The organism is Mycobacterium sp. NTMscope_MAC_12, from assembly GCF_976985675.1.
The window spans coordinates 4,603,368-4,627,739 of sequence record NZ_CDRJYY010000001.1 but is presented as its reverse complement, the minus strand read 5'-3'; the positions used below and the strand labels follow the sequence as shown (position 1 = coordinate 4,627,739).

Annotated in this window: 22 protein-coding genes and 1 tRNA gene; 13 read left to right on the top strand and 10 right to left on the bottom strand. The window is 69.6% G+C overall.

Features of this window, described 5'->3' with window-relative positions; genetic code table 11:
• The first annotated feature begins 230 nt into the window (after positions 1-230).
• The 6 genes from AC0KS4_RS21395 (at position 231) to AC0KS4_RS21370 (ending at position 7,072) form a co-directional block, all read left to right on the top strand.
• On the top strand, positions 231-1,835 hold the full coding sequence (locus AC0KS4_RS21395) for an amidohydrolase (protein WP_238956890.1): 1,605 nt from the start codon (positions 231-233) through the stop codon (positions 1,833-1,835).
• Positions 1,836-1,885: 50 nt separating this feature from the next.
• Positions 1,886-2,803 carry an o-succinylbenzoate synthase gene (locus AC0KS4_RS21390; RefSeq protein ID WP_425326359.1) on the top strand — a complete coding sequence of 306 codons (918 nt, stop codon included), beginning with the start codon at positions 1,886-1,888 and terminating at the stop codon, positions 2,801-2,803.
• Positions 2,800-3,585: an alpha/beta fold hydrolase gene (locus AC0KS4_RS21385; RefSeq protein WP_225329429.1), complete on the top strand. Its 786-nt coding sequence runs from the start codon at positions 2,800-2,802 to the stop codon at positions 3,583-3,585. The genes AC0KS4_RS21390 and AC0KS4_RS21385 overlap by 4 nt, the downstream gene beginning before the upstream one ends.
• A gap of 95 nt (positions 3,586-3,680) precedes the next feature.
• The gene (gene menD, locus AC0KS4_RS21380) at positions 3,681-5,330 is read left to right on the top strand and encodes a 2-succinyl-5-enolpyruvyl-6-hydroxy-3-cyclohexene-1-carboxylic-acid synthase (RefSeq protein ID WP_238956888.1); all 1,650 of its coding nucleotides are present in this window, start codon (positions 3,681-3,683) and stop codon (positions 5,328-5,330) included.
• Between the two features lie 11 nt (positions 5,331-5,341).
• Positions 5,342-5,866: a DUF3592 domain-containing protein gene (locus AC0KS4_RS21375; RefSeq protein ID WP_225329427.1), complete on the top strand. Its 525-nt coding sequence runs from the start codon at positions 5,342-5,344 to the stop codon at positions 5,864-5,866.
• A gap of 51 nt (positions 5,867-5,917) precedes the next feature.
• Positions 5,918-7,072, top strand: a complete 1,155-nt coding sequence (locus tag AC0KS4_RS21370) for a glycosyltransferase family 4 protein (RefSeq protein WP_225329426.1) — start codon at positions 5,918-5,920, stop codon at positions 7,070-7,072.
• A 9-nt stretch (positions 7,073-7,081) separates the two neighbouring features.
• Here AC0KS4_RS21370 and AC0KS4_RS21365 read toward each other — a convergent pair whose 3' ends face one another.
• Positions 7,082-7,906 carry an SDR family oxidoreductase gene (locus AC0KS4_RS21365; RefSeq protein WP_238956887.1) on the bottom strand — a complete coding sequence of 275 codons (825 nt, stop codon included), beginning with the start codon at positions 7,904-7,906 and terminating at the stop codon, positions 7,082-7,084.
• Between the two features lie 55 nt (positions 7,907-7,961).
• Here AC0KS4_RS21365 and AC0KS4_RS21360 point away from each other — a divergent pair, with 55 nt between their 5' ends.
• Positions 7,962-8,654 carry a demethylmenaquinone methyltransferase gene (locus AC0KS4_RS21360; RefSeq protein WP_225329424.1) on the top strand — a complete coding sequence of 231 codons (693 nt, stop codon included), beginning with the start codon at positions 7,962-7,964 and terminating at the stop codon, positions 8,652-8,654.
• 8 nt (positions 8,655-8,662) lie between these two features.
• Here the strand turns inward: AC0KS4_RS21360 and AC0KS4_RS21355 are convergent, their stop codons facing one another.
• Positions 8,663-9,076: a DUF732 domain-containing protein gene (locus AC0KS4_RS21355; RefSeq protein WP_225329423.1), complete on the bottom strand. Its 414-nt coding sequence runs from the start codon at positions 9,074-9,076 to the stop codon at positions 8,663-8,665.
• A gap of 110 nt (positions 9,077-9,186) precedes the next feature.
• Positions 9,187-10,434, bottom strand: a complete 1,248-nt coding sequence (menJ, locus tag AC0KS4_RS21350) for a menaquinone reductase (protein ID WP_238956886.1) — start codon at positions 10,432-10,434, stop codon at positions 9,187-9,189.
• 22 nt (positions 10,435-10,456) lie between these two features.
• Between menJ and grcC1 the strand changes: the two genes are divergently transcribed.
• The 3 genes from grcC1 (at position 10,457) to AC0KS4_RS21335 (ending at position 12,764) form a co-directional block, all read left to right on the top strand.
• Complete coding sequence (gene grcC1 / locus AC0KS4_RS21345; protein WP_225329422.1) at positions 10,457-11,473, top strand: nonaprenyl/(2E,6E)-farnesyl/geranylgeranyl diphosphat synthase; 1,017 nt, start codon at positions 10,457-10,459, stop codon at positions 11,471-11,473.
• Between the two features lie 84 nt (positions 11,474-11,557).
• Positions 11,558-12,421 (top strand): zinc metalloprotease HtpX, encoded by an 864-nt coding sequence (htpX, locus tag AC0KS4_RS21340; protein WP_225329421.1) that lies wholly within the window; start codon positions 11,558-11,560, stop codon positions 12,419-12,421.
• Between the two features lie 82 nt (positions 12,422-12,503).
• Positions 12,504-12,764, top strand: a complete 261-nt coding sequence (locus AC0KS4_RS21335; RefSeq protein ID WP_225329420.1) for a helix-turn-helix transcriptional regulator — start codon at positions 12,504-12,506, stop codon at positions 12,762-12,764.
• Positions 12,765-12,794: 30 nt separating this feature from the next.
• Here AC0KS4_RS21335 and AC0KS4_RS21330 read toward each other — a convergent pair whose 3' ends face one another.
• From AC0KS4_RS21330 to AC0KS4_RS21315, 4 genes are all read right to left on the bottom strand, one after another.
• Complete coding sequence (locus tag AC0KS4_RS21330) at positions 12,795-14,333, bottom strand: SulP family inorganic anion transporter (RefSeq protein WP_225329419.1); 1,539 nt, start codon at positions 14,331-14,333, stop codon at positions 12,795-12,797.
• 245 nt (positions 14,334-14,578) lie between these two features.
• The gene (locus AC0KS4_RS21325; protein WP_225329418.1) at positions 14,579-15,604 is read right to left on the bottom strand and encodes an NAD(P)H-dependent glycerol-3-phosphate dehydrogenase; all 1,026 of its coding nucleotides are present in this window, start codon (positions 15,602-15,604) and stop codon (positions 14,579-14,581) included.
• Between the two features lie 59 nt (positions 15,605-15,663).
• Positions 15,664-17,175 carry a flavin-containing monooxygenase gene (locus AC0KS4_RS21320; RefSeq protein ID WP_238956885.1) on the bottom strand — a complete coding sequence of 504 codons (1,512 nt, stop codon included), beginning with the start codon at positions 17,173-17,175 and terminating at the stop codon, positions 15,664-15,666.
• Between the two features lie 141 nt (positions 17,176-17,316).
• Positions 17,317-17,808, bottom strand: a complete 492-nt coding sequence (locus tag AC0KS4_RS21315; protein WP_225329416.1) for a YajQ family cyclic di-GMP-binding protein — start codon at positions 17,806-17,808, stop codon at positions 17,317-17,319.
• A gap of 69 nt (positions 17,809-17,877) precedes the next feature.
• On the opposite strand from AC0KS4_RS21315, the gene AC0KS4_RS21310 reads away from it, so the two are divergent.
• A tRNA-Tyr gene (locus AC0KS4_RS21310) sits at positions 17,878-17,961 on the top strand.
• Positions 17,962-18,165: 204 nt separating this feature from the next.
• A complete protein-coding gene (locus tag AC0KS4_RS21305; RefSeq protein ID WP_225329415.1) occupies positions 18,166-18,372 on the top strand; it encodes a hypothetical protein in 207 nt (68 codons plus the stop codon).
• A 91-nt stretch (positions 18,373-18,463) separates the two neighbouring features.
• Here the strand turns inward: AC0KS4_RS21305 and AC0KS4_RS21300 are convergent, their stop codons facing one another.
• Positions 18,464-20,449, bottom strand: coding sequence for a molybdopterin-containing oxidoreductase family protein (locus AC0KS4_RS21300; protein WP_238956884.1), 1,986 nt, complete (start codon positions 20,447-20,449; stop codon positions 18,464-18,466).
• Between the two features lie 128 nt (positions 20,450-20,577).
• Between AC0KS4_RS21300 and AC0KS4_RS21295 the strand changes: the two genes are divergently transcribed.
• Positions 20,578-21,795, top strand: coding sequence for an NRAMP family divalent metal transporter (locus AC0KS4_RS21295; protein WP_238956883.1), 1,218 nt, complete (start codon positions 20,578-20,580; stop codon positions 21,793-21,795).
• A 12-nt stretch (positions 21,796-21,807) separates the two neighbouring features.
• Here the strand turns inward: AC0KS4_RS21295 and AC0KS4_RS21290 are convergent, their stop codons facing one another.
• Both AC0KS4_RS21290 and AC0KS4_RS21285 read right to left on the bottom strand, forming a co-directional pair.
• On the bottom strand, positions 21,808-23,127 hold the full coding sequence (locus tag AC0KS4_RS21290) for a hypothetical protein (protein WP_238956882.1): 1,320 nt from the start codon (positions 23,125-23,127) through the stop codon (positions 21,808-21,810).
• A gap of 274 nt (positions 23,128-23,401) precedes the next feature.
• The gene (locus tag AC0KS4_RS21285) at positions 23,402-24,289 is read right to left on the bottom strand and encodes an NYN domain-containing protein (RefSeq protein ID WP_238956881.1); all 888 of its coding nucleotides are present in this window, start codon (positions 24,287-24,289) and stop codon (positions 23,402-23,404) included.
• Positions 24,290-24,372 lie beyond the last annotated feature (83 nt).

The window sequence follows — 24,372 nt, the reverse complement described above, 5'->3', positions numbered from 1 at the left end:
TGTTGCAATTTGGGTCTGCCGCGCCCTCGATCACCCCGCGGATCTAGGCCTGACCCGTGCCGACCCGCTTCGATCGGCTCCGCCGCTCTCGCGATCGCCACTAGGCCTGACCCGCGCCGACCCGCTTCGATCGGCTCCGCCGCTCTCGCGATCGCCACTAGGTCTAACTGTGTGCCGACCCGCTTCGATCGGCTCCGCCGCTCTCGCGATCGCCACTAGGATCGCTCCCCATGGGGCAGGCAGATCTCGTCGTGACCGGAACCATCCTGACCGTCGACGAGGCCCGGCCCACCGCCGAGGCGCTCGCGGTGGCCGACGGCCGGATCGTCGCCGTCGGGACTCGTGCCGAGGTCGCCGACGCCATCGGGCCCGACACCGAGACCGTCGACGTCGGTGACGGCTGCGTCATGCCGGGATTCGTTGAGGCCCACGGCCATCCGCTGATGGAGGCGGTCGCGTTGTCGGACCGTCTGGTCGACATCCGACCGGTCACCATGCGCGGCGCCGACGACGTCGTCGCCGCGGTGCGCTCCGAGGTCGCGCGGCGCGGATCCGACGGCGCCTACCTCAACGGCTGGGATCCGCTGCTGCAGAACGGTCTTCCGGAACCGACGCTGAGCTGGCTCGACGGCATCGCGCCCGACGGCCCGCTGGTGATCATGCACAACTCCGGGCACAAGGCGTATTTCAATTCGACCGCCGCCCAGCTGCACGGACTGAACCGCGACACCCCGGACCCCAAGGGCGCCAAGTATGGCCGCGACGCCAACGGTGAACTCGACGGCACGGCCGAGGAGACCGGCGCGGTGTTCCCGCTGCTGGGCGGGGTCATCGACTTCGCCGACTACCCGCGGATGCTGCTCGCCGAGTGTGCCCGGCTCAACCGCGCCGGGCTGACCACCTGTTCGGAGATGGCGTTCGACCCCGGGTTCCGGCCACTGGTCGAAGAGTTACGCGCGCGGCTGACGGTGCGGCTGCGGACCTACGAGATCTCCAACCCGCAGATGTCCACCGACGCCACCCCAGGGCAGGGCGACGACATGCTCCGCCAGGTCGGCATCAAGATCTGGGTCGACGGCTCGCCCTGGATCGGCAACATCGACCTCTCGTTCCCCTACCTGGACACCGAGGCCACCCGCATCATCGGCGTCGCACCGGGTTCGTGCGGCTGCGCCAACTACACGAAAGAGCAGCTGCACGAGATCGTCGGCGCCTACTTCCCGCTCGGCTGGCCGATGGCCTGCCACGTGCAGGGCGACGCCGGCGTCGACACCATCCTCGACGTCTACGAGGAGGCCCTGCAACGCCATCCGCGCGACGATCACCGGCTGCGGCTCGAGCACGTCGGCGCCATCCGGCCCGAGCAGCTGCGGCGCGCCCACGACCTCGGCGTCACCTGCAGCATCTTCGTCGACCAGATCCACTACTGGGGCGACGTCATCGTCGACGGCCTGTTCGGCGAGGAGCGCGGAACCCGTTGGATGCCAGCGGGATCCGCGGTGGCCACCGGGATGCGGATCTCGCTGCACAACGACCCGCCGGTCACGCCCGAGGAGCCGCTGCGCAACATCAGCGTGGCCGTGACCCGGACGGCGCCCAGCGGCCGGGTGCTCGGGCCCGAGGAGCGGCTGACGGTCGAGCAGGCCATCCGCGCCCAGACCATCGACGCCGCGTGGCAGCTGTTCTCCGACGACGTGATCGGCTCGCTGGAGGTCGGCAAGTACGCCGACCTGGTCGTGCTCTCGGCCGACCCGCGCATGGTGCCGCCCGAGCGCATCGCCGACCTCGACGTGCGGGCGACGTATCTGGCGGGCCGCCAGGTCTACAGCGCGTGAGGCCGCCCCTCGAGGATCTGCTGGACCGCCTGCACGTGGTGGCGCTGCCCATGCGGGTGCGGTTCCGCGGAATCACCACCCGCGAAGTCGCGCTGATCGAGGGCCCGGCCGGTTGGGGGGAGTTCGGGGCTTTCCTCGAATACCAGCCGCCCGAGGCCGCGCACTGGCTGGCCTCCGGCATCGAGGCCGCCTACCGGCAGCCGCCGCCGGTACGACGGGAGCGCATCCCGATCAACGCCACGGTGCCGGCCGTGCCGGCCGCGCAGGTGGGCGAGGTGCTGGCCCGCTTTCCCGGCGCCGGGACGGCCAAGGTGAAGGTCGCCGAGCCCGGCCAGACGCTGGCCGACGACGTCGCCCGGGTCAACGCGGTGCGCGACCTGGTGGCGACCGTGCGGGTGGACGCCAACGGCGGCTGGAGCGTCGAGCAGGCGGCCGAGGCGGCTGGAGCGTTGACCGCCGACGGCCCGCTGGAGTACCTCGAACAGCCCTGCGCGACGGTCGGCGAACTCGCCGAGCTGCGGCGCCGCGTCGACGTGCCGATCGCCGCCGACGAAAGCATCCGCAAGGCCGACGACCCGCTGGCCGTGGTCCGCGCCGGCGCCGCCGACATCGCGGTGCTCAAAGTCGCTCCGCTGGGCGGGATTTCGGCCATGCTCGCCATCGCCGACCAGATCGACATCCCCGTCGTGGTCTCCAGCGCGCTGGACTCCGCGGTCGGGATCGCCGCCGGGCTGACCGCCGCCGCGGCCCTGCCGCGGCTGCGGCACGCCTGCGGGCTGGGCACCGGCGGGCTGTTCGTCGAGGACGTCGCCGAGACCGCCGCACCCGTCGACGGGAACCTGGCCGTCGGCCCGGTGACGCCGGATCCGGCGCGGCTGCGCACGCTGGCGGCACCGCCCGAGCGGCGGCAGTGGTGGATCGACCGGGTCAAGGCGTGCCATCGGCTGCTTGTACCGTCGTCCGGGTGATCAACCTGGCTTACGACGACCGCGGCTCCGGTGAGCCCGTGGTCTTTATCGCCGGCCACGGCGGCGCCGGACGGACCTGGCACCCCTATCAAGTCCCCGCTTTCCTGGCGGCCGGATACCGCGTCATCACCTTCGACAACCGCGGGATCGGCGCCACGGAGAACGCCGAGGGCTTCTCGACGCAAACCATGGTCGCCGACACCGTGGCGCTGATCGAAGGGCTGAACGCGGCCCCCGCCCGCATCGTCGGAATGTCGATGGGCGCCTTCATCACCCAGGAACTCATGCTCACCCGGCCCGATCTGGTGAGCGCGGCGGTCCTGATGGGCACCCGCGGCCGCATGGACCGTGCGCGACAGTTCTTCCGCGACGCCGAGGCCGAGCTGTCCGACGCCGGCGTCGCACTGCCGGCCGCCTACGAGGCGAAAATCCGCCTGCTGGAAAACTTTTCCCGCAAGACGCTCAACGACGACACCGCGGTCGCCGACTGGATCGCCATGTTTTCCACCTGGCCCGTCAAGTCCACCCCGGGCATGCGCGCCCAGCTGGATGTCGCGCCCTACACCAGCCGGTTGTCGGCCTACCGCAGCATCGCGACGCCGGTGCTGGTGATCGGCTTCTCCGACGACGTCCTGACGCCGCCGTATCTGGGCCGGGAGGTCGCCGACGCGCTGCCCAACGGCCGCTACATGCAAATACCCGACACCGGGCACCTCGGGTTCTTCGAACGGCCCGACGCCGTCAACGCCGCCATGCTCAAGTTCTTCGCCGAGCCCCGCTAGCAGCCCAGCGTCGACTTGTTGCGCGAGATCACGGCGATCCGCCGCAACCACTCCACGCTCGGCGTGCGATCGGCGGGCTGTGACACCCTGTAGGAGTGAACCCCTCGACGACTCAGGCTCGCGTCGTCGTTGACGAGCTGATTCGCGGCGGTGTCCGCGACGTGGTGCTGTGCCCGGGTTCGCGCAACGCCCCGCTCGCCTTCGCGCTGCAGGACGCCGACCGGTCCGGCCGGATCCGCCTGCACGTCCGCATCGACGAGCGCACCGCCGGCTACCTGGCCATCGGCCTGGCGATCGCCGCCGGCGCGCCGGTGTGCGTCGCCATGACGTCCGGCACCGCCGTCGCCAACCTGGGCCCGGCCGTGGTGGAGGCCAACTATGCCCGGGTCCCGCTGATCGTGCTGTCGGCCAACCGGCCCTACGAACTGCTGGGCACCGGGGCCAACCAGACCATGGAGCAGCTGGGCTACTTCGGCACCCAGGTCCGCGCCACCATCAGCCTCGGCCTCGCCGAGGACGCCCCCGAACGGCTGGACGCGCACAACGCCACCTGGCGCTCGGCCACCTGCCGGGTCCTGGCGGCCGCCACCGGGTCTCGCACCGCCAACGCCGGCCCCGTCCAGTTCGACATCCCCCTGCGCGAACCCCTGGTGCCGGATCCCGAACCGCGCGGCGCGGTGATGCCGCAGGGCCGCCCGGGCGGGCGGCCGTGGACCTACACCCCGCCGGTCAGCTTCGACCAGCCGCTCGAAATCGACCTCACGCCCGACACGGTCGTCATCGCCGGCCACGGCGCCGGCGCCCACCCCGCCCTCGCCGAGCTGCCCACCGTGGCCGAACCGACCGCTCCGCCGCCGGAGAACCCGCTGCACCCGCTGGCGCTTCCGTTGCTGCGGCCCAAGCAGGTGATCATGCTCGGCCGCCCCACCCTGCACCGCCCGGTGTCGGCGCTACTGGCCGACCCCCTGGTGCCGGTGTACGCGCTGACCACCGGCCCCCGCTGGCCCGACGTCTCGGGAAACTCGCAGGCCACGGGCACGCGGGCGGTCACCACCGGGGCGCCGAACCCGGCGTGGCTGCACCGCTGCGCGGAGACGAACCGGCACGCCAACGACGCGGTGCGCGGCCAGCTCGCGGCGCACCCCCTGACCACCGGCCTGCACGTCGCGGCGGCGGTGGCCGACGCGCTGCGGCCCGGCGACCAGCTGGTGCTCGGGGCGTCCAACCCGGTCCGCGACGCGGCGCTGGTCGGCCTGGACACCCACGGCATCCGGGTGCGCTCCAACCGCGGGGTCGCCGGCATCGACGGCACCGTCTCCACCGCGATCGGGGCGGCGCTCGCCCACGAACGCGAGGGCGACCCGGACAGCCCGGCGCGGACCGTCGCGCTGATCGGCGATCTGACCTTCGTGCACGACAGCTCCGGGCTGCTGATCGGCCCCACCGAACCCACCCCACGCCACCTGACCATCGTGGTCTCCAACGACAACGGCGGCGGCATCTTCGAACTGCTCGAGCAGGGCGACCCGCGGTTCTCCGACGTGTCGTCGCGGGTGTTCGGAACACCGCACGACGTCGACGTGGGGGCGTTGTGCCGCGCGTATCACGTGGAGAGCCGGCAGATCGAGGTCGACGAATTGCACGCCGCGCTCGACGAACCCGGCGCCGGGATGCGGGTGCTGGAAGTCAAGGCGGACCGCTCCTCGCTGCGGCAGCTGCACGCCGCCATCAAGGCGGCGCTGTGAGGCGCGCATAGATGGCGAGATCCCCAAAGGTTCTGCTGCACATACTGATTCACGGACGCAGTGACGAACCTCCGAAAACCCGTGCCAAGGTCGCGTTGCGGTGGGCCCGGATCGCGGTGCTGATCGTCGCCGGCCTGGTCACGCTGCAGTCGGTGCTTCTGGTGGCCGGCGCGTGGCGCAACGACCTGGCGATCAGCCACAACATGGGCGTCGCGCAGGCGGAGGTGCTCAGCGCCGGGCCGCGCCGCTCCACCATCGAATTCGTCACCCCCGAGCGGGTCACCTACCGTCCCGAACTCGGTGTGCTCTACCCGTCCCACCTGGCCACCGGGATGCGGATCTACGTGGAGTACAACAAGAACGACCCCAACCTGGTCCGCGTGCAGCATCGCAACGCCGGCCTGGCGATCATCCCGGCCGGATCGATCGCGGTGGTGGGCTGGCTGGGGGCGGCGGCGCTGCTGGCGCTGCTGGCGCTGCTGGACAAGTGGCTGGATCGCCGCGCCGCAAGCGCCGAACCTGCAAATTTCGCGTGACGGATGCCCGCAGGCAACCTTGTCGACAGGCGGCGCTGACACGGTGGTGAGGTGCGCGTTGCCATCGTCGCGGAATCTTTCCTGCCGGAAGTCAACGGTGTCAGCAACTCGGTGATCCGGGTGCTCGAGCACCTGCGCCGCACGGGCCACGAGGCCCTCGTCATCGCCCCCGACACGCCTCCCGGCGAACCCCGGGCGGAGCGCATCCACGACGGCATCCGCGTCCACCGGGTGCCGTCACGCATGTTCCCGAAGGTGACCACGCTGCCGCTGGGCGTGCCGACACCCCGGCTGGTGAGCGTCCTGCGCGGATTCGACCCGCACGTCGTGCATCTGGCGTCGCCGGCGCTGCTGGGTTATGGCGGGGTGCGCGCGGCGCGGTGGCTGCGGGTGCCGACGGTCGCGGTGTACCAAACCGACGTCCCGGGTTTCGCGGCGAGCTATGGCATCCCGATGACTGCACGGGCCGCGTGGGCGTGGTTCCGGCACCTGCACGGCCTCGCCGACCGCACCCTTGCCCCGTCCAGCGTGACGATGGAAGCGCTTGTCGCCCACCGCTTCCCGCGGGTACACCGGTGGGCGCGCGGCGTCGACGTGCTGCGGTTCGCGCCGTCGGCGCGCGACGAGGCGCTGCGGCGACGGTGGTCGCCGCACGGCAAGCCCGTCGTCGGGTTCGTGGGCCGGCTCGCGCCCGAGAAGCATGTCGAGCGGCTCGCCGGGCTGGCCGCCGGCGGCGCGGTCCAGCTCGTCATCGTGGGCGACGGCGTCGACCGCGCCAAGCTGCAATCGGCAATGCCGACAGCGGTTTTCACGGGTGCGCTCTACGGCGACGAGCTCGCCGCGGCGTACGCCAGCATGGACGTGTTCGTGCATCCCGGTGAGCACGAGACGTTTTGTCAGGTCGTGCAAGAAGCGCTGGCGTCGGGGTTGCCGGTCATCGCCCCCGACGCCGGCGGCCCACGCGACCTCGTTACACCCTGGCGGACGGGTCTGCTGTTGGGGGTCAACGAGTTCGAGGCGCGGCTGCCCGAGGCCGTCGCGCACCTGATCGCCGAACGGGCGCGCTACGCGCCGGCCGCCCGGCGCAGCGTGGTCGGCCGCAGCTGGCCGGTCATCTGCGACGAGCTGCTCGGCCACTACGAGGCCGTGCTCTCGCCGTTCGAGCGGCGCCGGTTGTTCGCGCGGCGGTACGCGCAGGGGGAGTGACCGGCGCGATCAGCCCTGCGCCAGCTCGGCGACCGGCTGCCATTCCTCCCAATTACGAAGCCGGCTCTCGTAGTCGGCCTTGGCCGTCTCCAGGGGGGAGGATCCGAAAAAGACGCGCAGCGGCGGCTTTTCGGCGTCGACCACCTTCAGTAGCGCGGCCGCCGAGGCGGCCGGGTCACCTGGGCTGGCCCACCGCCGGCTGCGTTCGGCATCAACGGCGGCGCGAATGTCGTCATAGGGCGGCAGCGGCTCGGCGTGCCTGGCCGAGGGGCCGGCCCAGTCGGTGTCGAAGCCGCCCGGCTCGATCAGCGTGACGTGCACGCCGAACGGGGCGACCTCCTGGGCCAGCGCCTGTGAAAAGCCTTCCAGCGCCCACTTCGACGCGTGGTAGATGCCGACCAACGGGAACGCGGTGATGCCCCCGATCGAGGACACCTGGATGATGTGGCCGCTGCCCTGCTCGCGCAGGTAGGGCAGCGCGGCCTGGGTGATCCACAGCGCGCCAAAGACATTGGTCTCCAACTGGTCGCGGGCGTCCCGCTCGGAGAGTTCCTCGACGAACCCGAACTGCCCGTAGCCCGCGTTGTTCACCACGATGTCGAGCCGACCGAAGTGGTCGTGCGCCTGCTTGACCGCCGCAAAGTCCGCGTCGCGGTCGGTGACGTCCAGACGAATCGGCAACAGCGCGTCGCCGTACTTGCGCGCCAGGTCGTCCAGCGACGCCGTATCGCGCGCCGTGGCGGCAACCCTGTCGCCCCGCTCCAGCGCCGCGATCGCCCACGCCCGTCCGAAACCGCGCGATGTACCGGTGATAAACCACACTTTGTCAGTCACGCAGAGTTGCAACGCTGCTGTCGCCGCGTAATTCCCAAGGGGTACCGTCCGTGTGGTGAGCCGCGCCGAGTTGGACAAGGACCCCCGCGACGTCGCGTCGATGTTCGACGGCGTCGCCCGGCGCTACGACCTGACCAACACCGTGCTGTCGATGGGCCAGGACCGGTACTGGCGCAAGGCCACCCGGGCGGCGCTGGAGATCGGGCCGGGCCAGCGGGTGCTGGACCTCGCCGCGGGCACCGCGGTATCGACCGTTGAGCTGAAGAAATCCGGGGCATGGTGTGTGGCCGCCGACTTCTCGGTCGGCATGCTGGCCGCGGGGGCGGCCCGCGATGTGCCGAAGGTCGCCGGCGACGCCACCAGGCTGCCGTTCGCCGACGACGTATTCGATGCTGTCACAATCAGTTTCGGGTTGCGCAACGTCGTCGACACCCAGGCCGCGCTGCGCGAGATGGCGCGCGTCACGCGTCCGGGCGGCCGGCTGGTGGTGTGCGAGTTCTCCACGCCCACCAACGGTCCGTTCGCAACCGTCTACAAGGAGTACCTGATGCGGGCGCTGCCGCGGGTGGCGCGGGCGGTGTCGAGCAACCCCGAGGCCTACGTGTACCTGGCGGAGTCGATCAGGGCGTGGCCCGATCAGGAGGGATTGGCGCAGCAGCTGACCCAGGCCGGCTGGGTGGGGGTGCGGTGGCGCAACCTGACGGGCGGCATCGTCGCCCTGCACGCGGGGTACCTGCCCCCGCGCTAGAGGCGGTGCTAGTGATTGCCCGCCGCTTGGACGACGTCGACGTGCTCCGGGCAGTAGTGGTCGACCGCCGCGCCGAGGAACTGCAGCGACTGGCCCTCGGTGGTGCCGCGCGGCAGGTTGCGCTGGATGAACGTCGCGGACTGGTGCGCGTCGTGGTCGACGCCGTGATCAATCCGATCGCAGGTGATCTTGCCCAGCCACGCCAGCTGGTCCTGCGGCTGGTAGATGCCGAAGCCGTTGACGGTGTTCTTGAACGGCGCGTCGTAGTCGCTCGGGGGCGACGGCGTCCGCGGGGTCGGGTACGGCGCCGTCGGCGGCGGATCCGCCTGCGCCGGCGCGGAGAGCTGCGCCGGCGCGCCCAGCGTGAAAGCAGCAACGGCAGCGGCAGCGGCACCGATAGTAGCCAGCATCGTTCCCTTCATTAGCTGGACTATACACGCCCGGTTCCCGGCGCGCCGACAAACGGCGAGCGCCGATCGAGCGCCCCAGCAGCGCCGCCGTGCCCGCCGACCAGCGGCGATGCGGCCGCCGCTCAGCTGAACGGTGTGCGGCGGTCGATCAGCCGCGACAGCCGGCCACCGCCGCGCCAGGCGCGCGCCACCCAGTCCGCGTCCTCGTCGGTGACCAGGTTGGCCATCACCCTCACGGCGATGGTCATCAGCGCCGTCGAGCGCATCGCGAGCGGCCCGGTCGCGGGCAGGAACCGCTGAAAGGTCAGCAGCAGCGCCAGCCGGCGCGCCACCGAGAAGCCACGACCGTAGTGCTGCCGCAGCAGGGACGGCCACACCTGCGACAGGTCGCGGCCATCCAGCAGCGCGAGCATTTCAGAGGCCAGCCGGCCCGTCTCCAGTCCGTAGTCGATGCCTTCGCCGTTGAGCGGGTTCACGCACGCCGCGGCATCGCCGATCAGCATCCAGTTGGCGCCGGCCACCCCGGACACCGCGCCGCCCATCGGCAGCAGCGCCGACGACACCGCCCGGGGCGGGCCGACAAAGCCCCACTCGTCGCGGCGCAGGTCGGTGTAGTAATCGATCAGCGGCCGCAGCGCCAGATCCGCGGGCCGCTTCGACGTCGACAAGGCCCCGACGCCGATGTTCACCTCGCCGTTGCCGAGCGGGAAAATCCAGCCGTAGCCGGGCAGCACTTTGTCCTTGGGGCCGTCGGGTCCGCGCAGTTCCAGATGCGAGGTCAGCCAGGGATCATCGGCGCGCGGCGTGCTCAGATACCCCCGGGCGGCGACGCCGTACACCGTCTCCTGGTGCCACCGTCGGCCCAGCTTGCGCCCCAGCGACGACCGGGCGCCGTCGGCCACGATCAACTGGCGGCACCCGACCTCGGTGCCGTCGGCCAGTGTCACCGAGGTCACCCGGCCGGATGAGTCATGTTGCACGCCAACGGCTTTGGTTCCGAGCAGCATCCGCGCCCCGGAGTCCTCGGCGACTTTGCGGATCCGGTCGTCCAGCTCGACGCGGGCCACCGCGCTGCCGGTCGACGGGAAGGACGGGCCGGGCCAGTCGATTTCCAGCTCGCCGCCGAACCCGCTCATCCGCAGCCCCCGGTGCCGGATGCGGGTGTCCAGCCAGTCCCCGAGCCCCAGGCGCTCCAGCTCGGCGACCGCGCGCGGGGTCAGCCCGTCGCCGCAGGCCTTGTCGCGGGGAAAGCTCGCCGAATCGATGACCAGGACCTCGTTGCCCGCGCGCGCGGCCCACGCCGCCGCCGCCGAACCGGCGGGTCCGGCGCCGACGACCACCACGTGGGCTCGGGTCGCTCCCGTCTTCATGCACACCAGTATGTTTGGTCCCGTGAATACTCCGGCGACGGTGGTGGCGGGCGTTGATCTCGGTGACGCGGCCTTCGCGGCGACGGTGCGCGACGGTGTCGGGCGGATCGAGCAGCTCATGGACACCGAGTTGCGCAGCGCCGACGAGATCATGACCGAGTCGCTGACCCACCTGTTCAAGGCCGGCGGCAAGCGGTTCCGGCCGCTGTTCACCGTGCTGTCGGCACAGCTCGGGCCCCATCCCGACGCCGCGGACGTGACGATCGCCGGCGCTGTGATCGAACTGGTGCACCTGGCCACGCTGTATCACGACGACGTGATGGACGAGGCCGAGGTGCGCCGCGGCACCCCCACCGCGAACGTGCGCTGGGGCAACAACGTCGCGATCCTCGCCGGCGACTATCTGTTCGCCACCGCGTCGCGGCTGGTCTCCCGGCTGGGGCCCGAGGCGGTGCGGCTCATCGCCGAGACGTTCGCCCAGCTGGTCACCGGGCAGATGCGCGAGACCCGCGGCCTGACCGGGGCGGCCGAAGGGGCGGACCCGATCGAGCACTACCTGAAGGTGGTGTACGAGAAGACCGCGTGCCTGATCGCCGCGGCGGGCCGGTTCGGCGCGATGTTCTCGGGCGCCGACGCCGACCAGGTGGAGCGGCTGAGCCGCCTCGGCGGCATCGTGGGCACCGCCTTCCAGATTTCCGACGACATCATCGACATCGACAGCGACTCCCACGAGTCCGGCAAACTGCCCGGCACCGACGTGCGCGAGGGCGTGCACACCCTGCCGATGGTTTACGCGCTGCGCGAACCCGGTCCCGACGCGGCGCGGCTGCGCGAGCTGCTGGTCGGGCCCATCGACGACGACGAGGCGGTGGCCGAGGCGCTGGCGCTGCTGCGGGCGTCGCCGGGCATGGCCAAGGCCAAGCGGTCGCTGCAGGATTACGCGGCGCAGGCACACCAGGAGCTGGCGCTGCTGCCCGACGTGGCCGGCCGGCGCGCGCTGCAGACGCTGGTCGACTACACCATCAGCCGGCACGGCTAGCGCGTCGCGGAACTCCCCGGGCCGTCTCGGGCGTTCAATAGTCGACAATGAACGAGTGCTCCGGAATGTCCTAGGAGGACATCGATGACCTGGCATCCGCATGCCAACAGGTTCAAGACCTTCGCCCTGTTGGTCGGCATGTCCGCGTTGATCGTGTTCGTGGGCTCGCTGTTCGGCAAGACCGCGATGTTCCTCGCGGTGCTGTTCGCCATCGGCATGAACGTCTACACGTACTACAACAGCGACAAACTGGCGCTGCGGGCCATGCATGCGCAGCCGGTCTCCGAGCTGCAGGCGCCGGCGATGTACCGGATCGTCCGCGAGCTGGCCACGGCCGCACACCAGCCGATGCCCCGGCTGTACATCAGCGACACCAACGCGCCCAACGCGTTTGCGACCGGCCGCAACCCGCGCAACGCCGCGGTGTGTTGCACCACCGGCATTTTGGACATCCTCACCGAGCGCGAGCTGCGTGCCGTGCTGGGACACGAACTTTCGCACGTCTACAACCGCGACATCCTGATCTCGTGCGTCGCCGGCGCGATGGCGTCGGTCATCACCGCGCTCGCCAACATGGCGATGTTCGCCGGCATGTTCGGCGGTAACAACCGCGATGGCGAAAATCCCTTTGCGCTGCTGCTGGTTTCGTTGCTGGGCCCGATCGCGGCGACGGTCGTGCGCCTGGCGGTGTCCCGGTCGCGCGAATACCAGGCGGACGAATCGGGCGCGGTGTTGACCGGTGACCCGCTGGCGCTGGCGTCGGCCCTGCGCAAGATCTCCGGCGGGGTCCAGGCGGCCCCGCTGCCGCCCGAGCCCCAGCTTGCCAGTCAGGCACACCTGATGATCGCCAGCCCATTTCGGGCCGGCGAGCGGATCGGGTCGCTGTTTTCGACGCACCCCCCGATCGAGGACCGCATCCGCCGGCTCGAGCAGATGGCCGGGCGGTAGCAAACGGCGGCGCAACGCCGCGTGCACACCGCCCGAACCGCACGTAACATCGGATGTAGCTGTAGTCCTTGGGCTGCCGTTAATGAAAGCGGTGATTGCGATGTCGGACTCTCATTCGATCGATATTCACGAAGCCGGGCTGGCGCTGAACCTGCCCGACCTGATTTTCGAAACACGTGCCGGTGCCGATATGAACCAGGACCAACTGGCGCAGGCACTCGGCACCACCCGGGCGGAGGTCGCCGCGTGGGAGAGCGGGGACGAGGTCCCGCGCGTGGACGTGCTGCAGCGCCTGGCGGAGGTGTGCGGCAAGCGGCTGCACATCAGGATCGACGTCGACTGACCGACCCTGCGCGGACGGCGCCCGGCGCAATTACGCGGCGGCCCCGGGGCTTTGGGCCTCGACCATCGGTGGCGGCGTGTCGCGCCGACCCGTCTCGACCCCACCCCGGATGTGAACCGTCCCGCCCGTCGCCTCGTGCTGGCGCTGCCAATCGGTAATCGCTTGGTGCGCAGCGTGATCGAGGTAGTGCACCGAGATGACCACCGTCGCCGTCGCGCCCTGCGGAACCGACGTCAGCATCCGCGTCAGTCGCGGGAGCGCCAGGAAGGTGCAGGCCGCACCCTCGATGACCACCCGCCATTCGTCGTCGACCGCCTCGGCCTCGATCTTGGCCCGGATCACCCGCCATCCGGTCAGCGCGATGGCCAGTGCCAGCCCGATGAGCACGCCGTGCAGCAGGTTGAGAAAGATGACGCTCACGGCCGTCACCACGTACACCGCGAGATCGCCGTGCTTCGTTGCGGTTTCGATGTGGGCCGGCTTCAGCAGCTGCATGCCGATGACGATGAGCAGGCCGGCGAGCGCGGCGGTGGGGATCTCTTCGACCAGGCCGGCGAACGGGATGGTGAACAGCAGGATCCAGACACCGTGCATGATCGAGGACGCCCGGGATTTGGCGCCCGCGTTGACATTTGTGGAGCTGCGGACGATGACCCCGGTGATCGGCAGCCCGCCGACCGTCCCCGAGATGATGTTGGCGGCGCCCTGCCCCACCAGCTCGCGGTTGAAGTCGGTGCGTGGCCCGTTGTGCATCCGGTCGACCGACACCGCTGACAGCAGGCTCTCGACGCTGGCGATGAGCGCGACGGTGATCACCCCGACGGCGAACGCGCCCCAGTTGCCGTGGGGAAGGTCGGGCAGCCGCAGCGCGTCCAGCGGTGACCCCTCGAGGTCGATCCGGCGCACGTGAAACGGGAAGATCACCGAGATCACCGTGACCGCCACGATGGCGACCAGGGGACCCGGAACGCGGCGCGCCGTGGCGGGCACCCACCGCCAGGCGACCAGGATGACGATGACCAGTACGCCCAGGATCACGCCGGGCCGGTGCGCACCGACGATCTGCCCCGGCAGGCCGATCAGGTTGTGCCAGGCCGTGCTCTTGGACTTTCCGCCCAGCAACACGTGCGCCTGCTGCAGGGCGATCGTGATGCCGATGCCGGCCAGCATGGCGTGCACGACGACCGGCGAAATCGCCAGCGCGGCGCGCGCCACGCGGCTGAGCCCCAGCAGGACCTGCAGGGTTCCGGCGGCGACGGTGATCAAACACGTGATGCCCCAACCGAACTCGGAAACGAGGCCGGCGACGATGACGGTCAGCCCGGCCGCGGGGCCGCTGACTTGCAGCGGTGACCCACCCAGGCTGCCGACGACGATGCCCCCGACGATCGCGGCGATCAGCCCGGCGAGCACCGGGGCGCCCGAAGCGATCGCGATCCCCAGCGACAGCGGGAGCGCGACCAGGAAGACCACCAGCGAGGAGGGCAGGTCATGCCGGATGATGCCGCGCAACCGGTCGGCGCGGGACGCGGTGGGGGCCCGATCGACCGCCCGTTCAATGTCTTGCATCGGTCCCGTCCCTCGTCGGAAGTTTGCGGGGGATGTTCCGATATCGGCCCCATCCTGCGGTCGGTTATGTCTTCGTAACCTGTTGGCGTGCAGCAGATTACAACCGGATGACCCGCAGGATCGCACCCGGAAAACCACTGACTACCTGGTCTGACGGTATTTTGCTGGCAAACAGGGGTCAAGCCGACGTGACCGGCCCATAGAGAACGCAAAGATTTGAATTTGGCCAGCCGGGCGCGCCCAGCTCAGAAGCCCGCGCCGTGCACCTCGTGGCCGGGCACCTCGGCGATCAGGCCGCGGTAGGCCTCCTCGACCGACGAGCCGTGGTTGATCACGGCGTCGACTTCGCGGGCGATCGGCATGGTGAGGCCGAACTCGTTGGCAAACTCCATGATCACGCTGGCGGCCTTGACCCCCTCGGCGACCTGGTTCATCGAGGCGATGATCTCGTCGATCGGCTTGCCCGCCCCCAGCTGTTCACCGACGTGACGGTTGCGGCTGCGCTGGCTGGTACAGGTGACGATCAGGTCGCCCAGCCCAGCCAGCCCCGGGAAGGTGTCGGGCTGCCCGCCCACCGCGACGCCGAGTTTGGTCATTTCCCGCAACGCGCGGGCGATCACCAGCGCGCGCGTGTTTTCGCCGATGCCCAGCGAATACCCCATGCCGACGGCGATGGCGAACACGTTCTTCAGGGCCCCCGCCATCTCCGCGCCGATGACGTCGTCGGTCGTGTACACGCGGAAGCGCCGGGTGCGGAACAGTCCGGACAGCCGCGTCGCCAGATGCTGGTCGGGCATGGCCAGCACCGCGGCGGCGGCGTAACCCTCGGCCACCTCGCGCGCGATGTTCGGCCCGGCCAGGATGCCCGCGGGGTGTCCCGGCAGCACCTCCTCGACGATCTGGGACATCCGCATGTTGGTGCCCTGCTCGAGCCCTTTGACCAGCGACACCACCGGCACCCACGGCCGCAGCTCCCTGGCCAGCTCGGTGAGCACCCCGCGGAAGCCGTGCGAGGGCACGCCCATGACGACGACGTCGGCCGAGTTCGCCGCCTCGGCGAAGTCGGTGGTGGCGCGCAGGGTGTCGCTGAGCATGACGTCGTTGCCGAGGTAGCGGCTGTTGCGGTGGTTCTCGTTGATGTCGGCGGCGGTCTCCTCGGAGCGCACCCACTGCAGCGTCGGCCCGCGGCGCGCGCAGATTGAGGCCACGGTGGTGCCCCAGGAACCGCCACCGAGGACAACGACTCTGGGTTCGCGCTTCTCAGATGCCATGGCGATCAGCGTATTGCGGACATCTGCGATTGAGAAGCAGTTCACGAACTCCGGTGCGGCTAGCCGGCCAGCGCGGTGCGGTCGGCGACGCGGCCGAACACCATGGCCTCTTCGATGCGGTCGAAGCGGTAGTCGATGGCGTCGGCGAGATAGTTCTGCCGCACGTTCCACGGCCGCTTGGTGCCCGACTTGGGCAGCGCGTGCACCGAGCGCAGCACGTAGCCGGCGTTGATGTCCCACGACGGCTTCTCGGTCATCGGCTCGTTGCCGCGGTGCGGGGCGGCGCGCGTGTAGCCGTGAGAGGCCATGTGCTCCATGAGTTTTGCCGTCGCCCGGGCGGTGATGTCGGCCCGCAGCGTCCACGACGCGTTGGTGTAGCCCACACACCAGAACAGGTTGGGCACGTCCTCGAGCATGTGCGCTTTGTAGACGAAGCGGTCGCTGGTCTTGATCTCGTTGCCGTCCAGGCTGATCGTCGCCCCGCCGAGCGCCTGCAGCTGCAGGCCGGTGGCGGTGACGATGACGTCGGCGTCGAGGTGCCCGCCGGATTTGAGCGCGATGCCGGTCGCGTCGAAATGGTCGATGTGGTCGGTGACCACGTCGGCGCGTCCGGCGCTGATGGCCTCGTAGAGGTCGGCGTCGGGGATCAGGCACATCCGCTGGTCCCACGGGTTGTATCGCGGCTTGAAGTGGACGTCGACGTCGTAGCCTGCCGGCAGGCTGTTGATCGCCTTGCGCCGCAGCAGCCACCGCACGAACCCCGGCGCCTTGCGGGACAACGCGAAGAACACCGCCTCGGTGAGTGCGCTGTACATGCGGACGACGAGATGAGCGGGCCTGCGCGGCAGCACTTTTCGAGCGACGGCGGCCACCGTGCCGTACTTGGACGCCGAGATGAGATAGGTGGGCGAGCGCTGCAACATGGTCACCCGGGCGGCGCGGTCCGACAGCGACGGCAGCAGCGTCACCGCGGTCGCGCCGCTGCCGATCACCACCACCTTCTTCCCGGTGTAATCCAGGTCCTCGGGCCAGTGCTGGGGGTGCACCACCGTGCCCTTGAACTCCTCGATGCCCGGGAACTCGGGGGTGTAGCCCTCGTCGTAGTTGTAGTAGCCGCTGCCGAAGAACAGGAAGCGACCGCGGTAGAGCCTGCGCTCCCCGTCCTGCTCGACGGTGACCGTCCACGTGTCGGTCGCCGAGTCCCAGTCCGCCGAGCGCACGTGGGTGTTGAACCGGATGTGGCGGTCGATGCCGTACTTGCGCGCGGTGGCGGCCAGGTACTCGCGGATGTGCACGCCGTCAGCCACGCCCTCTTCGCGGGTCCACGGCTCGAACGGGAAGGACAGCGTGAAGATGCTGCTGTCCGAGCGCACCCCGGGGTAGCGGAACAGGTCCCACGTCCCGCCGATCTGCGCGCGCCGCTCCAGCACGGTGTACGTCAGCTGGGGATTGCGTTCGCTGATCCGGTAGGCCGCGTCGATGCCGGAGATGCCGGCGCCGACGATGATGACGTCGGAGTAGTCGGCCTCGGTCGCGCCGTGGCCGGCGGCCTCCTGGGGAGTCACGGTCATCGTGAACCTCGCTCAAATTGTGGGACTCGTCACTAGCGTAGAGACCCACCGGTTGGTCGGGCTAGTAACGACCGCGAGCGTAACGTCACCGCGAAAAAACGCGTGGGAAATCGCCGTGCCGTTACGGTCGCGCCCCGGGGGTTACCGGTAGTTGACGAACTGCAGCGCCACGTCCAGGTCGGCCTGCTTGAGCAGCGCTTGAACGGCCTGCAGATCGTCACGCTTTTTGCTGCTGACGCGGATCTCGTCGCCCTGGATCTGGGTCTTGACGGACTTGGGGCCGTCGTCGCGGATCAGCTTGGTGATCTTCTTGGCGTTCTCGCTGCTGATGCCCTGCTTGAGGGTCCCGCCGACCTTGTAGGTCTTGCCCGAGGCCTGCGGCTCGCCGGCGTCGAAGGCCTTCATGGAGATGTCGCGGCGGATCAGCTTCTCCTTGAAGACGTCGACGGCCGCCTTGACGCGTTCCTCGGTGGACGACGTCAGCTCGATAGCCTCGTCGCCCTTCCAGGCGATCGTCGTGTCGGTGCCGCGGAAGTCGAACCGGGTGGCCAGCTCCTTGGCGGCCTGGTTGAGCGCGTTGTCGACCTCCTGGCGATCCACTTTGCTGACGATGTCGAACGATGAGTCCGCCATGCATTCCGTCCCTTCATCCGGTGATAGGCGTTTGTGCTTTGTCTACTCGCTCGTTGTAACCTGTCTGGCGGCAGGTTGCCCGAGCGGCCAATGGGAGCGGACTGTAAATCCGTCGCGAAAGCTTCACAGGTTCGAATCCTGTACCTGCCACCAAGGCTTTTCCTGGTCGAGGCGCGTTGCTTCGGTCCGGTCCGGGATGCCCGCCTCCTCACTCCGCCGGTTGCTGGGTCGGATCGTTGCCCGTTGTGCGACACGTGCGCAATTTCTACGAGAACTGTTGTAACAATTCGGTGAAGCCCGGTTCGCGGGCATTTCCGGGGGGAACTCCTCCAGCACAGCGTCACCAGGGGGGCGAGCATGACCATTTCTCCCGATACCCTCGCCGCGCTCCGCGACTGTCGCACCGCGCTCGCCGCCGCCCGCCAATCGATCCTGTCGGCCGCGACCGGGCTGTCCGGTGTCCGCCAGGCTCGCGCGACCCAGCTGGCCGAGCGGCTGGCCGATGACATCAGTTTCGCTGACCGCCTCTGGTTCGTCGTGCAGGGCGACGCGGGCGCCACGTAGCTGGCGCCCGAAAAAGCAGGCACCCTCTCGGTTCGACTCCTCCAACCCATCGACCGGGAGGGTGTCCTTTGCCCTACGGGGAGTGCGCGTTTCAGGCCGGATGCAAGCTGACGGGTATCCCCGAGTAGCGCACCATGCCGGTCACCACGTCGATGTCGTCCTTGCTGGTCAGGTGGTTGACGTTGGCGACGTGGTGGCCGTGCGGGATCGACACCGCCCCACGGCGAATGGAGTCGTCGACTTTCGCGATGCCGGTCAGTTCGCCGTTCGCGCTGCGGACCGTCACCTTCTGCCCGTTGGCGACTCCCGCATCGGCGCCGTCCTGGGGATGGATGAGGATCTCGGGGGCCTCGCCGAGAAAATCGAGCTGCCCGTTGAGCTTTCGGCGCTGCCGGCGCGGCACCATCACCAGCGGCGCGGGCGGTTCCAGGGCCGCGAGCTGGTCCACCAGCAGCGGTGGCGCCAGCCGCCAGCCGCCCATCCGCGCGACGTGCTCGTCGACCCACGGCGCCGGCAGCTCGCGCGGGGCCTCGGCCCACCCCACGGCCGCCACCTCGTCGAATCCCGTTCGGGCGCCGGCCAATAGGACGGCGAGCACGTCGTCGTCGGTGCTGGTCTCGGGGTCCCCGAGGTTGCCGAGCTCGTAGCCGAGCCGGCGGCCGAGTTCGGCGAACACCCACCACATCGAGCGCCGTTCGCCGACCGGCTCGACGACGGCCGGGCTGTATTGCACGGACACATGCGAACTCAGGATGTCGTGGATGGTGATGTCGGGGCGTTCCAACGGATCTTTGGTGGGCAGGACGTGGGTGGCCAGCTCGGTGGTCTCGTTGTTGATGATCTCGGTGGTGGCGAACAGCTCGAGTTGCTGCAGGGCGGGCACGAGCTTGCCGGTTTCGGGAAAGCTGGTGACCAGGCTGCCGCCGACGTTGATCAGGGCGCGGATGTTGCCGGCGGCGATCTCGTCGGGCAGCGCCGCGCAGGGCCACTCGTTGATGAACGCCCGCGCCTCGGGGCGGCTGCGCGGTCCCGGGCCGAAGGATCCCTCGATCGGTGTGACGGGCAGAAACTCGCCGAAAGTCTCGAGCTGGTAGGCGAATCCGGGATGAAACCACGTCCCGCCGGGCCGGTTCATCGCGCCGGTGAGGATCATCAGCACCCACGCGAGCCACTGCGTGACGTTGGCGCGCTCGGCGGTCATCGTGACACCGGTGCCCGTTTCGACCGCGACGCACTTGGCGGCGCGCACCCCGGCGCACAACCGGGACAGATCGGCTTCGGCGACATCGGCGAGCTTCGCGGTGTGTTCGAGCGTGAACGGCTCGACCGCGAGCGCCAGCTCGTCGATGCCCTGCACGGGGACGTCGGATTTCATTCCGTCGCGCAGGATCTCGCGCACCAGATAGGCGAGCACCGCGTGGTCGGTGCTGGGGCGCGGTGCCAGATGGCCGGTCGCCAGCCGGGCGGTCTCGGTGCGGCGCGGATCGATCACCCACACCTGCCCGCGCCGCGCGATCTCGCGCACCGTGCCGGTGGGATTGGGCATCGAGATCGCATGCCCGTGCGACACAACGGGATTGACGCCGACGAGCATCAGGAAGTCGGCGTTGTCCAGGTCGGTCCGGCCGGAGAGCCCCATGAATCCGCCGACCAGATCCGAGACCAGGGGTTTGGCGGTGCCGTCGATGGTCAGCGGGCTGAACTTGGCCGGGGTGCCGATCGCGGCGTGCAGGGCCTCGGCCATGCGGAAGCCGGCGCTTTCCATGGTGGAGAAGTAGAACGCGACCGACTCGGGCCCATGCCGGTCGATGATGTCCTTCAGCCGCGTGCCCAGGTCGTCCAGGCAGGCGTCCCAGGTGGTGTCGCACAGCCGGCCGTCCACCCGCATCCTGGGGCGCTCGAGCCGGTCGGGGTGGTGGTGCAGCAGCGTCAGGGCCCGGCCCTTGGGGCAGGTGTAGCCGCGCGAGAAGGGATGGTCCTGATCGCCGCGCACGCGGATCACCTCGTCGCCGTCGACGTCGACGAGGATGCCGCAGACGGAGGTGCAGACGCGGCAGAAGCTACGCACCGTTTGCATACCTCGGAAACGTACTCTCGCAATTCGAGAAGGCCTATCGCATTTTCGAGAATGGCACCGCATTTTTGGCCAATGGCGCTCTCCGGCCAAACGCCCCTGGTAAGGCGACCCTTAGCTAGGATCCACGGGTGGCCGATACGACCACGCACCCGGTGGCGGACGAATTCGAGGATCGGCCGTCGGTACCGCTGCGTACGCGCGGCCGCTGGCTGCGGTGGGTCGCAATCCGGCGCGGCTACCGGATGGTGCTGCCGCAGCTGATCCTGATGCCCGTGCTCTACGTCGTGCAGGAAATGACCGTGCGACTGGGCATCGTCACCGGGCGCGGCCACGGCTCGCTAATCCGGGAGCGGTTCGGTCGCGGCTGGGCGTGGCTGTCGGCGTTCACGTTGTTCGCCTCGGCGATCGGGGCGCTGCTGACGGAGTTCGCCGGGGTGGCCGGGGTGGGTGAACTCTTCGGCGTCTCGCGGTGGGTGAGCATTCCGGTCGCGACCGTCGCGCTGCTGGCGCTGGCCCTGACCGGCAGCTACCGGCGCGTCGAGCGCATCGGCCTGGTCGTCGGCGCGGCCGAACTGGCGTTCCTGGTGGCGATGGTCATGGCCCGGCCCGACCCGAAAGCACTCGTGGACGGGCTGTCATCGATGCCGCTGGGCAACTCGTCATACCTGCTTCTGGTCGCGGCCAACGTCGGCGCGGTCATCATGCCGTGGATGATCTTCTACCAGCAGGGCGCGGTGGTCGATAAGCGCTTGTCGGAGAACACGATTCGGCAGGCCCGTTACGACACCGCCTTCGGAGCGGTGCTGACGCAGGTGATCATGATCGCGGTGGTGGTCACCATGGCCTCCACGATTGGAAAACACGGCGGCGGCGCGGAACTGGAGACCGTCGGCCAGATCGCCCAGTCGCTCACCCCCTACCTCGGCCGTGTGGGCGGCACGGTGCTGTTCGGCCTGGGCATGCTCGGCGCGGCGCTGGTGGCCGCGATCGTCGCCTCGCTCGCGGGCGCGTGGGGACTCTCGGAGGTGTTCGGCTGGAAGCACACGCTCAACGAGCGGCCCAACCGCGCCACCGCCAAGTTCTACATCACGTACTCGCTGGCCCACATCGTGGGCGCGGTGCTGGTGCTGGCCAGCGTCGATTTGGTCAATCTGGCCGTGGACGTCGAGGTCATGAACGCGTTGCTGCTGCCGATCGTGCTGGGCCTGTTGCTGGCGCTGGAAGCCCGGGCGCTGCCCGAGCGGTGGCGCATGCGCGGGCTGCACAAATACGTCACCCGCGCGCTGTGCTTCGTGACCATCGGCTTCGGCCTGTACATGGTTCCGCAGGCGCTCGGCTGGTTCTGAGCGCGGCCGAACTCAGAACCAGGGCCCGGGGTAGTGGCCGTCCTGGTCTTGCACCATGACGATCTCCTTGCACTCGCCGTTGGACGACGGCGCGGTCTCGCCGCGGCACACCAGCGTCCACCCGGATAACCGCTCGAACGGACGCGTCGACCAGCCGGACGCGACGGGATCCGTTGCGGGCAGGGCGATTACCGAGAACGTCCCGCCGGTGCCGGTGAGGTACAGGTGGTCTTCGAAGAACGCCAGCCTCGAAATCGACAGCTTCTTGGCGTCGTCCCGGCTCTTGAGGAAGTCCCACTGTTGGCTGCGCAGGTTCCATACTCCGAAGCCGAACGAGGAGTCGTCCGAATTGTGCCCGTCGACAAACAGTTTCCCGTCGGACAAGACCGCGCTCAGCCCCCCGCCGGAAATCCGATCCGAATCGCCGATCCTGATCAGGGATTTGGCGTTGAGGTCGTAGAACATCGTCGACATCGCCCGGGGGTTGTGCGCATCCCGGCTGGTGAGCTTCACCAGTGTGTCGGGGCCGTCGCGCAATTCGGCGTCCACGGATTGCACGTCGTTGTCCTGATAGATCGCCTCCCCGTTGGGGCGGCGCAGCTCGGCTCCCGACGTCTTGGCGGGCTCGGTGTTGCGTTGAAACGCAAGGACGTCCTGCCATGCCCGGGCGGGCTGGGGGTCGTCCCACATGATCGACAGGTCGGCGCCGGACAGGACCACGGTCCGGGGCGGCGACGCGGCGGCGTGCCCGTCGGTGAAGGCGTTCACCCACGCCACGCCCGAGGCGGTCGGGGCTAGTCCCCATTCCTTCGGCGCGGTCAACGTCAGGCCGGGACTAGGCGGCTGGAGTTCTTTGGTGGCGACCTGCCGGCCCGACGACCGGTCGTAGGAATACGCGGTGGTCCTTGAGGTTTCGGGTGCCGGGGCCCGGGCCGGCTTGGCGGTCGTGACGACGTAGACGACCTTCAAGTCGGCGTCGGCGCCGGTCAGCGCGCACATGGCGCCGGTGAGGTTCTCCCCGGCGGGGATCGTGGGGATGGCCGGCGCGACGTACTGCCCCGTCTTCGGGTCGAAGATCTTCGGCCGGATGTCGTCGAGTGCGGATTTGCCGGCCGAAAAAGTCTGCGGGCAACCGAAATACGCCGTGCCGCCGTAGCTTTTCCAGTCCTTTTCCAGCGGGCCCGTGATCGGGGCGGGTCCCGCACGCGTGCTGGTCTTCGACGCCGCCGTCGGCGAGGTGGGGGTCAGCGGGGGCGCCGACACGGTTTCCGAACAGGACGACAGGGCCAGGCAGGCGACCGCCGCGACCGCCGGGCCCCAGGTTGCACGCATCGAAAACCCCCGTGAAGTTCGTGTAACCCCAGGAGCGTAAAGCCGGCCCGACGCCACCGCGACTTGGCGGCGGTGTGAAGCCGTGGCGGCGGTGTGAAGCCGTGGCGTCCGGTGTGAAGCTACGGCTTCCGCTGTGAAGCCACGGTGGCCGCGCTCGGCGTGTCGTCGCCCTGGGCGCCCACTCCACGCCGTGGATTCACACGCGAATCCCTGAGCGCACACTCGACGCCCGGAGCGTCTGAGCATCGGCTGCCGCGACGCGGGGCCGCGCCCCTCAGTCCTGCGCGCGCAGCCGCACCATCCGGGTCGTCGACGTCTCGTCCAGCTCGACCACGTCGGAGCGCGAACGCAGGAAATCGCTGAATGACCGGAAACCCAAAGACTTTTCGCTGAACGACGGATCCATGCGCCGCATCTGGGCCTTCACCGCGGAGTTGTGCAGCCAGTCGACGTCGTCTTTTTCCAGGCCGATCTGCAGCGCGCGCGTCAGCAGCGCGGTGGCGGCGGCTTGCGCGTCGGGCGGCTCCGGCTCCTCGGCCTGCGCCGCCTTGGTGCGCCCGCCGCGCCGCTTCGGCGGGTCGGCGTCGGCCAGCGCCGGCTCGCGGTCGAGGGCGGGGACCCCCGGTAACGCGTCGTACACCACGAACTCCTCGCACGCGGCCGCCAGCGCCCGGCTCGACGCGCCGGCCACCCCGATGCCCACCACGTACCGGCCCAGCCTCTTGCAGCGCTGGGCCAGCGGGATGTAGTCGGAGTCGCCGGCCACGATCACCACGTGGGTCAGGTCGGGCAGCCGGAACATGTCCTCGACGGCGTCGACGGCCAGCCGGATGTCGGCGCCGTTTTTGCCGTAGGCCGCCGCGGGAAACAGCTGCACCAGGTCGACCGCGCGGGCCACCAGCTGGCCGCGGTACCCGGCGTTGATGTCCGCCGACCAGTCCGCGTAGGCGCGGGTGAGGACCAGGGTGCCGAACGACGACGCGAAGTCGAGGATGGCTCCGACGTCGACCGTCGCCCGGCCCAACCGATCGGAATGCTGCTCGAGCCCCTTGGCCTTGTCCTTCTGGAACGAATTCCGCCCGTGAATCTGGTCGTACCGCGAGATCACGATGTTGTCGAAGTCGAGGTAGACGGCCACGCGGGCTGCAACCGGTTCGGTCATGCACTAGATCATTGCCGAGTCGGCCAGCACAGGCCGCGTCGCACGCGTTTTTCGTCACGATTTGGCGCGACTCTGCGGTGAAC